Source organism: Alteriqipengyuania halimionae (genome assembly GCF_009827575.1).
In the GTDB taxonomy this organism is placed as follows: Bacteria; Pseudomonadota; Alphaproteobacteria; order Sphingomonadales; family Sphingomonadaceae; genus Alteriqipengyuania_A; species Alteriqipengyuania_A halimionae.
Window position 1 is genome coordinate 1968773 of the sequence record NZ_WTYR01000001.1, and the last position, 11718, is coordinate 1980490.

Here is an 11718-nt window from a genome sequence, read left to right on the forward strand (position 1 = left end):
GACATCCTATGACCCGGGTTGCCACCATTCCGCTGCAACGCACGATGGCCGATGCCATCCAGCGCGCGCAGCAAAGCCTCGCCAAGACGCAGACCTCGCTGTCGACCGGCAAGAAGGCGCAGGATTACGCCGGCCTGGGGACCGAGGCGGTGCGCACGATGTCGGCCCGCTCCATGCTCGCCAAGCAGGATGCGCAGGCGATCGTCTCCAAGCACGTAACCACCACTCTCGCTATCTACGATACCCATGTCACCGGCCTCGACAACGCCTTCATCGATCTGCGCACCCGTATGGCGACCGCGATAGGAACCGACGATTCCTCGGGTCTTAAGGAAACGATCAAAAGCGCGTTCGAACAATTCCGCAGCAGCCTCAATGCGAAGGAAGGTGGAATCGCGCTGTTCGGTGGCTCGCGCACCGACGTGCTGCCCTTCACCCCGGAAAGTCTGGCCGACGTGGCCGCCACGCCGGCGTCCGACGCGTTCAGGAACGATGATGTGCGCGCCGTCGCGCATCTCGCCGAGGGCACTTCGGTAACCTATGGCATCACGGCCAGCGATCTCGGTGCAGAAATCTACGAGGCATTCCGCACTCTGGCAGCCGCGGGTCCGATCGGCGAACGGCTGACCGATGCGCAGAAAACTGCCCTGCAGAACGCGGTTGCACAGATCGACGCCGGCTCTGTTGGATTGCGCGCCGCGAACGCCGAGAATGGCCGCAAGCAGGCCCGCGTGGAAACGCTGGGCGAACGTGCCGAACAGCGCTCGCTGGTGCTCAACGACATCATCGCCGCCAACGAAGACGCGGATCTGGGTCAGGTGGCGGTGGACCTCGCTCAGCAGCGAGCAACGCTGGAAGCAAGCTATTCGGTTTTCGCGCAGCTCAGCCAGCTCAACCTGACCAAATTCCTGTAGGCTGGAGCGCCCCCTTTGCGATCATGCGGGGCGCGCACGCATGGTCGCCCTACCCAGTCGAGGGTTGGCGCCGTTCAGGAATTCTTGGTCTTGCCCTTGCGCGCCTCGCCCGTCAGCAAGTCGCCGAAACCGCCTGCCGGACTCACGGCCGGCATCGCCGCCATCGCCTTGGCGACTGCGTCGGGATCAAGTCCCTCGATCGGGCCCGTCAGCATGGCGAAGGCCGCAGCGGTCGGTTCCGCGGCAAAGGCAGCCGAATATCGCTCTCGCAAACCTTCCAGAGAGGTCTCGCGACCCAACATGGCAAGAGCGACGGCGCGGCGCAGAATAACGGTCTGCTCCGCCTCGGTCAGCGGACCCTTGGCGGGCGGCAGATTGCCCGAGCCGGCCAGGGCCTGCCAGTTGCGGCGCTGCCATTCGATCTCGTCTCGAATCGCAGCGCCTTCAGGCACGCCCTCGAGAACCGCAAGCGCCTCGTCGGTTCGGCCCAGCTTGTGAAGCGCCACGGCCTCGATTTGCAGCCGCTCCCACAACATCGGCTTGGGGTAAATGTTGTCATTTGTTTCGCGAAGCGCCCGCAGAGCATCGTCCGGCTCTTCGGCCAATATGTACAACTTGGCCACACGCACCGAGAGAGGACCCTGAGCCACATCCTTGGCCCGGGCCATCAGCTGATAATCCAAGAGTTCGGCCGCACGCTCGTAGAGTCCGGCGGTCTGCAACCGGTCGGCAAGGCCGCTGACCAGGAAGTCGCCGCCCGCCCCGCTTGGGCTGAGATCGCGATAATCCCAGAACAGTCCCGCGGCCTCTGCCAGCGACACCTTGCTTTCTGTTGACAGGATCGAAGCGAGCCGCCCCTGAAGAGCCACGAGCATCGAGCCAGTATCGCCTGCCACGCGGTGATAGCGCAGCAGCGCCGCGCCGGCGGCCAACGCTGCGCGATCATCCTGCAATTCTTCCGCGAGCTTAAAGCGTAGCGCAAGCGCCCGCCGTTCGAGCGGCCCACCACGCCAGGCATAGGCGATCTGCGCAAGCTCTTCGGCGGCTTGGCGCGGCTTCGCGCGATTGTGCGCCACCAATCCTTCGAGCAGCGAGATGCGCGCATCGATCCGCTGTTCCAGCGTGCCGTTTTCAGCAGCGCGATCCAGCCGCAGTCTTGCATTTTGTTCGCTGCCGAGCCCGAACATCGCGCGACCACGGATCAGATTGGCGGCGGCGTTGGAATCGGAAAGGGGCTCCAGAAGTTCGAATGCCCTGCGTGCTTTTTCTTCGTCGAGCGCAGCTTGCGCGGCGGCCAGGAGAAAAGCCAAGCCCTGGCGCTCGGTACGCGACGCGATGGCCGAACGCGCGCAAGACCATTGGTCGGTTGCCTCGGCGCTCATTTCCAATGCTGCCAGCGCCCGCATGCGCCAGGCACAAGCTTCGGGATTCTGCGTCAGTTGCTCGGCGGAAAGCGCGTCGAGCGCATCCGAATGCCGGTCGAGCCCGACCAGCGCAGCCCCGAGCGCGAGCCTGTAAGCAGCAACGAGTGAGAGATCCGGATCATCCTGCGCCATCGTCACCAGCACGCCATAGGCTTCCGCCGAACGCCCTTCTGCGATGAGGCTGCTGGCATAGCGCCAACGCGCCTCCTGGCGTGTACCAGGGGTGCTGTCGGCGATCGCCGCCCACGCTTCTGCTTCCAGCACGGTCTGCCAGCCCGACTCATCCTCGGTCACGGGCCGATTCGCCAGGACGGCAGCGAAGCCGGGCAAGAGAACTGCAGGAGCGCGCCCGTCTTGCTCGGGAGCTTCGTCTCGCCGATCGCCGTCTTCCTCGTCCGCCTCCAGCTGTGTTTCAGTGACTGAGGTGCGGGCCTGTGTGGCATCCTCGGCCAAGGCCGATCCGCTCACCGCCAGAACCGAGACGGCAGACAGGAAAACGGCCGTGCGCATTCTGCGGTTAACCCGCAATATGCGGCCACGCGGCAAGACCGGCGCCCCCTGCTGCGGATCCGGCCAGGAATAGCATCGCTTTGATCAGGCCCGATCGGCCTTTCGGCTGCGGAAGCGCGACCCTATCCTCAATCGCTTCTCCATCCGCATCATTCAGCGACTCAGCGTCCGCTGAGTCGGGAAGGCGCGGCGGTCTGCCGCCACTGACGAGCTTGATGCGGGATGGTTTTTGGTCGTAGCTCATGTGCGCTCCAGTCGGGACATCCTCTATTATAGGGAAAGAGGCGGCCCTCCGGCCGCCTGTAGACTCCTTTTTCGGCTGACTGGGCAAAACGATATGAATGGCAAATTCCTTGTTCTGGGCTCTGTCCTGCTCGCGGCCGCTCCGCTGACCGATGCAGCGGGAGAGGGAGACGAGAGCGAGGCAAGCGATGGCCCGCTGGTTGCGATGGAAGCCATCACTGTCCCGATCATAGACGGGGCGAGACTGGAGGGCGCGCTGCACTTCCGGATCGTCCTGGAAGCTCGCGACAGCGCTGCCGCCGATCGACTTGCCGGAGACTTGCCGGGGTTGCGCGCAGAAGCCTTGGCCGCGGGAGCGGAATTTTCCCGCCTGCGCGCCTCGCCGTTCCTCGCCGTGGACGCCCGCCGTCTGTCGGTTGAGCTGATGGAGGCCTTGCGCGCGCGTGATGAAGGGATCGCCAAAGTCCTCCTAGTCGAGGTTGCAGCCAAGACTTCCTGATACATAGATGCGATGGCCGCATGGCGGGCAGGTCGGTTAGTTGGCGGGTTGCGACTTGCCGCGTCTGGGCGCCGGGCGCTTCCCGGCGAGCGCCATGCTGACGCGAGCCGCAGCCGCAGGTGTCATGGCGGCGAGAATCTGTGCGATAGAGCGCTCGCGCATCCTACGCGCGACGGCGATCTGCACATCGAGGTCCAACTGCTCGAACACCACCGCAGCTTTCTTCGGCTTCATCGCCTGGTAGATGCGAGCCAGCTGATCGTATGTCCGAGCTTCTTCGGTTTCCTCGTCCGTACCCTCGCCATTCCTTGCTCCGGCTCCAGCCTTTTCAGGTTTGGCATCGCCTTGCTGGTTCTCGAGATTGTTCTTGAGCCGTTTTTCGGAAGCCTTGAGCGCCTGTTCGCGCAGATCGAGCGCGCGCTTGCGCTCCCGAGTGGTTTTGTCGTTCTCGTTGATTTCCGACTGGATCGCGGAACCCAGCCGGGTTGGCGGAGCCTTGGCGGGAGCTTCCTCCTGCTGCGGACCAGCCGCGTTGACACCGTGCGCGACCGCCGAAAGCGCAGCGGCTCCCGCCATGAGCACCAATAAGGGGGGGCGCTTGAGGATCATGCCGCTTCCTTCGCATCAGCCGGTAGCGTGGTCGATTTGCTCGATTTCCGACGCGGGGGCTTCTTCGATAGGGCTTTGTTGACCGCCGGGCCGCCTGTTTCTGGAGTTTTAACCCTTTTTGCCCGGCCGGTGGCGGGTTTATCGGCTTTGGGCTTCGTCGCCTTGGCCTTCCGCGCGGGCGCAGTGCGAGGCTTGCGGGACGTTTTTGCCGGCGCGGAGGCTGGCGAGCCTTTGCCATCCGAACCGTCGGACGCGGCCTCGACCAGTCGCTCTGCCATGGCATTGGCGATGCCGACCATGAGGTTGAGTTCTTCGCGCACTTCACGGGCCTCTGACAGGGCGCGCAGGTTTGCCGCACCGTCGGTCGTGAGCGTCCCCTTGAGTTCCGAGAGGACAGCGCTCGCCTTGGCGGTTGCCGTGTCGAGAGCTCCGACCGTGCGGTCGAATTGAGCTTCGCGCATTTGCTTGAGACTGCGCAGCATCCGTACACTCTGGATCAGCACAGCAAGGCAGAACAGGATCGTGATGACGTTGGTGAAGGCAGTGAAGCTCATTTTGGCGACCCCTTTGCGAAAGTTTCGACAATGCCGATTGCGACGTGATTGCGCTGGCGACCGATCTGCGCCCGGGCAAGCGGCACCCCGCCGCAGCTGACTTCAAACGGATCGTCGGGCGTCACGTCGAATGCGATCGTCTGGCCCACTTTCAGTGAATGAACGTCGGCGAGCCGCATATCCCGTTCACCCAGAACGGCGCACAGCTCGACTTCGGTGCGGAGAATCTCGGTGCGCATATGATCGCGCCAGGTCGTATCGCCGCCCAGCTTTTCGCCCATGAAACGCTGCGATAGCTTGCCGCGCACGGGCTCGAGCGTGGCAAAGGGCAGGAGAATGGTGAAATTGCCGCCCCGCCCATCCATGTCGACCGCAAAGGTCGCCGCGGAAGCGACGTTCGTAGGCCCGGCAATCGCGGCAAAGCGCGGACTGGTTTCGATCCGCTCCATCTCCATCGTAATGGGGGCGATGGGCTCGAACGCTGTGCTGAATTCGCGCAGCACCAGTTCGATCATTTTCGACACCAGCGTCGTCTCGATCGTGGTGAAACCGCGTCCCTCGATCTTGCGTGGGGCGGCGCCCTTGCGCCCGCCCAGCAGCGCATCGACCACTGCGTAGATCAGATTCGCCTCCACGGCGACGAGGCCGTAATCCTGCCAGGCGGGAACCCTGAACACCGCCAGCATCGAAGGCAGCGGGACACGGTTCATGAAGTCTCCGAACCGCACGGAGGCAATATCTTCGAGGGAGACCTCGATGGCGTCCGATGTGAGGTTGCGCATGCTGGTGGCGAACGAGCGCACCATGCGTTCGCACACCACTTCGAGCATCGGCAGCCTACCATGGCTGACGACGCGCGATTCGATCACCGCGCGCAGACCACTCTTTTGCTGGATATCCGCATTCGCGTCTCCGAACAGAGCGTCGATGCTCGCCTGATCAAACGTCGAATCCTCCGGTATATCCATCGCCGGCGGATCGGGAAGATCGAGGTCCACGAAGTCGTCGTCGGCCATCATTGCTGGATCAGGTCCTGTATGAGGACATCGGCTACAACACCTTTGCCCACCGCATCGGCGGCACGAAGGATCAGTTCTTCCTTGAGCCGGTAGACGGCTGCCGAGCCGGCCAGGTCTTCGGGGCGCAATTCGCGCAGGAAGGGCTGATAGCGATCGATGATCAGCGGAAGCTTGGTTTCGATTGTCTCCACGTCGTCGGGAGACTCTGCAGCAAGAAGAATGCGCAGCTTCAGAAAGCGGGCCTGACCGTCGTTGGTCCGCAAGTTCACCAGCAGCGGCTCGACTGCGACCAGCGCAACGTCAGTGCCTTCGCCAGAGGTATCGCCGTGCTCGCCATCCGTGTCTGAACCCGCGTGATCGCCGCCCATCAGATAAGCCGCCATACCGCCGCCAAACAGCAGCACCGCGCCCGTGGCGGCGATGATTTTCTGCTTTTTCGAGAAGCGCGAGGTCTTTTCGCCCTCGCCCGTCTTGGCCTTCTCTTCGGCCTTGGTGATCTCGGTGGTCACGGTTCTACCGCCTTCCTTTACCAAAAGTCTGCGGTCGCCCCGCCAGCTGGGTTTCTCTCCTATTATAGGATGGTGACCCGGCAAGATTTGCCTGGTCCGCTTTTTCGAAGCAGTTTTTTCGGAGCGGCAAGCCGATGGATATTTCCTCTTATGTCCTGCTCAGCCAGGAACAGGCGCTGAGGCGGCGCATGGACATCGTCGCCAACAATCTGGCCAACACGTCGACCGTCGGCTTTCGCCGCGAACAGCCGATGTTCCGCGAATATGTGGAACGGGCCGACGAGGCGATTGTCGACGATGCGAAGCCGACCTCCTTCGTGCTGGACTTCCGCGCGATCCACGACATGTCGCCAGGCGCTTTCCAGCCAACCGGCAATCCGCTCGACGTCATGATCGACGGACCGGGTTACCTCGCGGTCGCGCTGCCCGATGGCGCAGGCACAGCCTATACGCGAGCGGGCTTCGTAAACGTGCTCCAGACCGGCGAGCTGGCCTCAGCCGGCGGCCAGCCACTGCTCGACGAAACCGGCCAGCCGATCATCGTTCCACCCGAACAGGCCAATCGCCTCTCGATCGCCGGAGACGGTAGCGTAATGGGGCCAGACGGTCCCCTCGGTCGACTCGCAGTAACCGTGTTCGCCGATGAAAGCGGTCTCGCGCCGCGGGGCGATGGCCTATACGTCGGCGCGCAGGGCCGTGTTCTCGCGGCCGAGGAAACCAAGCTTCGCAGCGGCGGCGTCGAAGGATCGAACGTCCAGCCGATCGTCGAGACCACCGCAATGGTCGAAATCCTGCGCTCGTACCAAAGCAGCGTGCGCATGGCCGAAAGCCTCAACGAGATGCGCAAGCGTGCGCTCGACCGCCTCGGCCGCATCGGCTGATCCGGCCCACCCCACCTTTCAGAAAGGACAACAGCCATGCGATCGCTTTCAATTGCCGGCACCGGCATGCTTGCCCAGCAGACCAATGTCGACGTGATTTCCAATAACATCGCCAATATGAACACCACCGGGTTCAAGCGTCAGCGTGCCCAGTTCCAGGATTTGCTCTACCAGCAAGTCTCGCGGCCCGGCGCTGCGTCCGGTGGGCCCGAAGCCCGTGTGCCCTCGGGCATCCAGATCGGCGCGGGGGTGCGCACCGGCGGCGTCTATCGCATCTCCGAACAGGGGGCGCTGGTGCAGACCGACAACCGCTTCGACCTCGCGATCCAGGGCCTCGGCTATTTCCAGGTACAGACGCCCAACGGCGAGGTCGCCTACACGCGGGACGGCACGTTCCAGCTCTCCGATCAGGGAGAGCTGGTAACCTCACAGGGTCTGCCGGTCGAACCGGGCATTACCATCCCGCAGGAGGCGGTCGATGTCGTGGTCTCGCGAACGGGCGAGGTGCAGGTCAAGATCGCTGGCGAAATCGAAATGCAGACCGTCGGTCAGATCGAACTGGCGACCTTCATCAACGAAGCCGGGCTGGAAGCACAGGGCGACAACCTCTTCTTGGCGACCGGGGCTTCGGGCGAGCCGAATGTAGCGCCGCCGGGCGAACCAGGCTTCGGCAGCGTTGCACAGGGTTTCGTCGAAGCGTCCAACGTCAATCCGGTCGCCGAAATCACCGCACTCATCACCGCACAGCGGGCCTATGAGATGAACAGCCGCGTCGTGAAGACCGCCGATGAAATGCTCGGTACGACGAGCCAGCTTCGTTGATGGTACGGCACCTCTTCTTCGCCGTTCCGCTTCTCGCGTGTCTGGCCCTCATCCCGTCCGGTTCGCTCCATGCGCAAAGCGCCGACGATGGCGTGGCGGCCGACGTTCTCGCACGAACGATACAGCGCGGTGAGCTGGTCTCGGAGCGCGACTTCGCCGTCGAGGAGATCCCTGCTGCGCGTGCTCGCGGCATCGTCTCGGCTCAGGAAGCTGCGGGGCTCGAGGCCCGGCGTACCCTCCGCAAGGGGATGCCGGTGCGCGCGAGCGATCTGGCCGAGCTTCGCCTCGTCAAGCGCGGCGAACCGGTCAAGCTCACCCTGCGCGAAGGCGCGCTGACGATCAGCGTCCTTGGCCGAGCCCTCGGCGACGGCGCCATGGGCGAGCAAGTGCGCGTCTTCAGCGAAGCGACCAACCAGACTCTCGCCGGTGTCGTCGAGGGCTCTGGCGTCGTCCGCATTCTGGCTCCCTGAGCCAACACCAAGGATTCTCCGATGAAGAAATACGTTTTGATCGTCGCCGCGGCGTCGCTGGTCTCTGGCTGCGGCACGCTAGACCGCCTCAAAAATGTCGGCAAGGCACCTGCCATGTCACCGACCGCTCCTATCACCGTACCGGCCTACGAGCCCTCGATCGCCAGCCGGGACCCTGCCCGGCAACGAAGTGCCCTTCCGACCGCTGCAGCTCCGGTGAGCCAGGCCCCCAGTGCTTCGCTGTTCCGCTCTGGCGCCGGTGAACTATTCCAGGACCAGCGCGCCTCGCGTGTCGGCGACATTCTGACCGTCGATATCAACATCTCCGACAAGGCCGAGTTCGGCAACTCGACCTCCCGTTCACGCAATGGATCGGAAAGTGTCGGCATCGCCGCGCTGCTCGGCCTGCAGAATATCCTCCCGGGAGATCCGGGCCAGACGGTCGACACTTCGTCGACTTCGGCTTCGGGAGGCCAAGGGCGCACCAGCCGCAGCGAGACGATCAACATGAAGATGGCGGCGATTGTCACCGATGTGCTCCCCAACGGGAACCTGGTCATCCGCGGCCGACAGGAGATGCGCGTCAATTTCGAACTGCGCGAACTTATCGTGACCGGGATCGTGCGGCCGCAGGATATCGCCAAGGGCAACACAATTCAGCACGGCAAGATTGCAGAAGCGCGGATCAGCTATGGAGGACGCGGGCAATTGACCGATGTTCAGCAGGCGCGCTGGGGCCAGCAGATTTACGACGCGCTGTTTCCGTTCTGACGCCCGTCGGACCGGCGGAGGCAAATAAAACCGCCGACCCGCTTGGGATAGGGTGTCATTTCTTCCCAGTATGAAAGGCGCACCAAAATTTCTTGTGCGTCGTGGCCAGCGTCTCTGGCCCGGACTGCAGAATGCGGTCCGACTATCCAAGAAGGAAACAAGTAATGGCGTTTTCAGTAAATACAAACAACGGTGCCATGGCAGCTCTGCAGAGCCTGAACCAGACCAACAAGGGTCTGTCGCAGGTTCAGAACCGCATCAACACCGGCCTGAACGTCGCATCTACCAAGGACGATTCAGCATCGTTCACGATTGCGCAGTCTCTCCGCGGCGACGTGGGTGGTCTCTCGGCGGTCAATTCCTCGCTTAACCGAGGCAAGAGCTCCGTCGATGTGGCGATTGCGGGTGCGGAGCAAATCTCCGACGTCCTCAATCAGATGAAGGCCAAGGCCATTCAGGCGTCGGATGACGGCCTGGATGCCGAAAGCCGTACCGCGATCAATGCCGACTACACGGCTCTGAAGGAGCAGATCACCACGATCATCGCTTCGTCGGAGTTCAACGGCACGAACGTTCTGAAGGATGACGCAACTGCTACGGGCAAGGTGTCTGCGCTGCAGTCGCTCGATACTACGAGCACGATCGGCGTGGCCAACCAGGCCTTCGATACCAACGTCACCACCGCACTTGGTACCGGCCTCGCTAGTAAAGCGGATGCCGATACTGCACTGACCGAAATCGCCACCGTGACCTCCACGGTGACGTCGACGCTGAGCACTTTGGGTTCGGCATCGCGGAAGATCGAAGGGCAGCTTTCTTTCAACAGCAAGCTTTCCGACGTGATCGAGAGCGGCATTGGCAACCTTGTCGATGCCGATCTGGCCAAGGAATCGGCCAAGCTGCAGGCCCTTCAGGTCAAGCAGCAGCTGGGTGTCCAGGCTCTGTCGATCGCCAACCAGGCGCCGCAGACGATCACCTCGCTCTTCCGTTAATCCGGTCGAAGCAGCTCTTCCCGTATCGGGCGGAGCATCCTGGGGCCGGGCGCAAGCCCGGCCCCTTTTGTTTTCGCGTCGCACGATGCATGAAGTATCGCGCATGCTGCGGTTTTCTGTGGCGCGAATGTGAGTCGGGTACCGTTATCGCTACGATCTTTCCCCGTGTCCGCGAAATCGCCGATCCGTTTGGCGGAGTCGTGAGGATCAGCATAGAGCCGCGACCAGGCGGCGCGCTGGTGGTGATCGATCGCCCTGACGCCGAGACGCCGGCCAACGTCACTCTCGACACCTACGGCGCCGACATATTGCTCGGATATATCATGTCCGCCAGGCTGGCCGTGCCGGACGAGATGCCGGAAGAGGAGATCGGCGGCGCATTTCCAACCCGCTTCCAGCTCGAACCCCATCCGGAGGCGGCGATCATCGTGGACCAGCTGAACGATGAAGAGCCACTCAGGATTCCCGTGACCCTGTGGGACCGCATCTATGCGGATCTGTGCATCGTGTGCGCTCATGCACGCGAGCTCGCGCGCAAGCGCCAGTCGTCGCTGCACTGACAGAGGCCGGCTCTGCTCTGTCGCGGATATGGACTTAGCCATTCTGAGCGAGCGAGTGCATGGCGCGCTTCGCTCGCTATCCGGCATGAGAGGGGAGGATGAGTGGACTTCCGGGGCGCGCTGCAACACGATTGACGACGTGTCGCTAATGGAGGGGAAGAGCACGCCCCGGGAGTCGCGATCTGGCGGTGGGAGACTATCTTACCGCCGATACTGATATTCTTATAGGAGCCGCATCGGCACGCGGAGCGCGCCTTGGGCGATTATTTTTCGGCGATCACGCGAACCAGGCTAGTGGTGGGAAAGTTGAGCCCGTTGATACCTAGCATAACGGTGCCGTTGCGTGTCGCCACCTCATCGATGACTCCCGTGCTGCGAATGGCGACGGGCACTTCCTGTCCGGCGGCATCGGTTGCGCTCAGCGACAAGGTGTAGGCGCCGGCAGCCGCAGTGCCACCGCCGGCCGAAAGCGAACCGTCCCAGGCCATCTCGCCGGCACTGGACGGATCGAGCTCACGTGTTTCGATCACACGCCCGCGAACGTCGGTAATCGTCGCCGTCAGCGCCGCGATCGAGCGCTCGGCCTCCCATGACCATTGCGCCGGCCTCTGATCGGACAGGGCGGATGTCGGACTATCGAGTTCGGCGCGCTGACCGATGAAATTCGCCGACTGGGCGAGATCCTGGGTCGAAAGAGCGGCCAGAATGTCCTTCAGCGTGCCCGTCTGCTGGATCGACTGTTCGACCTGCGAATACTGCACCAGCTGCTGGGTATAATCCGATGTGTCCATCGGATCGAGCGGGTCCTGGTTTTGCATCTGCGTGGTCAGCAGTTTCAGGAACATGTCGAAATTGGCGTTCAGCTCGGCGCCCGCCCGGTTGGCTTCGGTATTGCCCTGCAGATTGGGCGTGATCGAGGAAATTTCTGTCATAGTTGGGCC

At 62.9% G+C, this 11718-nt stretch carries 15 protein-coding genes; 8 read left to right on the plus strand and 7 right to left on the minus strand.

Translation table 11 applies throughout. The annotated features are described in order from the left end of the window. The first annotated feature begins 8 nt into the window (after nucleotides 1-8). Entirely contained in the window at nucleotides 9-914 is a 906-nt protein-coding gene (locus GRI68_RS09500) for a flagellin (protein ID WP_160617026.1), read from the plus strand. 74 nt (nucleotides 915-988) lie between these two features. Here the strand turns inward: GRI68_RS09500 and GRI68_RS09505 are convergent, their stop codons facing one another. Together GRI68_RS09505 and GRI68_RS09510 are read right to left on the minus strand one after the other, a co-directional pair. Continuing rightward, nucleotides 989-2848, minus strand: a complete 1860-nt coding sequence (locus GRI68_RS09505) for a hypothetical protein (RefSeq protein ID WP_160617027.1) — start codon at nucleotides 2846-2848, stop codon at nucleotides 989-991. Between the two features lie 7 nt (nucleotides 2849-2855). Next, a complete protein-coding gene (locus tag GRI68_RS09510; RefSeq protein ID WP_160617028.1) occupies nucleotides 2856-3092 on the minus strand; it encodes a hypothetical protein in 237 nt (78 codons plus the stop codon). Between the two features lie 93 nt (nucleotides 3093-3185). Here GRI68_RS09510 and GRI68_RS09515 point away from each other — a divergent pair, with 93 nt between their 5' ends. Next, complete coding sequence (locus GRI68_RS09515) at nucleotides 3186-3590, plus strand: hypothetical protein (RefSeq protein ID WP_160617029.1); 405 nt, start codon at nucleotides 3186-3188, stop codon at nucleotides 3588-3590. Between the two features lie 36 nt (nucleotides 3591-3626). On the opposite strand, the gene GRI68_RS09520 is transcribed toward GRI68_RS09515, so the two are convergent. The 4 genes from GRI68_RS09520 to GRI68_RS09535 are packed head-to-tail and all read right to left on the minus strand — an operon-like array spanning nucleotide 3627 to nucleotide 6281. Beyond that, nucleotides 3627-4199, minus strand: coding sequence for a MotE family protein (locus GRI68_RS09520; protein WP_199799743.1), 573 nt, complete (start codon nucleotides 4197-4199; stop codon nucleotides 3627-3629). Further along, nucleotides 4196-4753: a DUF6468 domain-containing protein gene (locus GRI68_RS09525; RefSeq protein WP_160617030.1), complete on the minus strand. Its 558-nt coding sequence runs from the start codon at nucleotides 4751-4753 to the stop codon at nucleotides 4196-4198. The genes GRI68_RS09520 and GRI68_RS09525 overlap by 4 nt, the downstream gene beginning before the upstream one ends. Continuing rightward, nucleotides 4750-5769 (minus strand): flagellar motor switch protein FliM, encoded by a 1020-nt coding sequence (fliM, locus tag GRI68_RS09530; RefSeq protein ID WP_160617927.1) that lies wholly within the window; start codon nucleotides 5767-5769, stop codon nucleotides 4750-4752. Before fliM ends, GRI68_RS09525 begins: the two co-directional genes overlap by 4 nt. Beyond that, complete coding sequence (locus tag GRI68_RS09535; RefSeq protein ID WP_325063792.1) at nucleotides 5769-6281, minus strand: flagellar basal body-associated FliL family protein; 513 nt, start codon at nucleotides 6279-6281, stop codon at nucleotides 5769-5771. The genes fliM and GRI68_RS09535 overlap by 1 nt, the downstream gene beginning before the upstream one ends. 134 nt (nucleotides 6282-6415) lie before the next feature. On the opposite strand from GRI68_RS09535, the gene GRI68_RS09540 reads away from it, so the two are divergent. From GRI68_RS09540 to GRI68_RS13740, 6 genes are all read left to right on the plus strand, one after another. After that, nucleotides 6416-7162: a flagellar hook basal-body protein gene (locus tag GRI68_RS09540; protein ID WP_160617031.1), complete on the plus strand. Its 747-nt coding sequence runs from the start codon at nucleotides 6416-6418 to the stop codon at nucleotides 7160-7162. Between the two features lie 36 nt (nucleotides 7163-7198). Beyond that, nucleotides 7199-7984: a flagellar basal-body rod protein FlgG gene (flgG, locus tag GRI68_RS09545; protein ID WP_160617032.1), complete on the plus strand. Its 786-nt coding sequence runs from the start codon at nucleotides 7199-7201 to the stop codon at nucleotides 7982-7984. Next, complete coding sequence (gene flgA, locus GRI68_RS09550) at nucleotides 7984-8454, plus strand: flagellar basal body P-ring formation chaperone FlgA (RefSeq protein WP_160617033.1); 471 nt, start codon at nucleotides 7984-7986, stop codon at nucleotides 8452-8454. The genes flgG and flgA overlap by 1 nt, the downstream gene beginning before the upstream one ends. A 21-nt stretch (nucleotides 8455-8475) precedes the next feature. Continuing rightward, complete coding sequence (flgH, locus tag GRI68_RS09555) at nucleotides 8476-9225, plus strand: flagellar basal body L-ring protein FlgH (protein ID WP_160617034.1); 750 nt, start codon at nucleotides 8476-8478, stop codon at nucleotides 9223-9225. A 164-nt stretch (nucleotides 9226-9389) separates the two neighbouring features. Continuing rightward, entirely contained in the window at nucleotides 9390-10217 is an 828-nt protein-coding gene (locus tag GRI68_RS09560) for a flagellin (protein ID WP_160617035.1), read from the plus strand. Between the two features lie 89 nt (nucleotides 10218-10306). Then, nucleotides 10307-10777 carry a hypothetical protein gene (locus GRI68_RS13740; protein WP_234028765.1) on the plus strand — a complete coding sequence of 157 codons (471 nt, stop codon included), beginning with the start codon at nucleotides 10307-10309 and terminating at the stop codon, nucleotides 10775-10777. Between the two features lie 263 nt (nucleotides 10778-11040). Here the strand turns inward: GRI68_RS13740 and GRI68_RS09570 are convergent, their stop codons facing one another. Continuing rightward, complete coding sequence (locus GRI68_RS09570) at nucleotides 11041-11709, minus strand: flagellar hook assembly protein FlgD (protein ID WP_160617036.1); 669 nt, start codon at nucleotides 11707-11709, stop codon at nucleotides 11041-11043. Nucleotides 11710-11718 lie beyond the last annotated feature (9 nt).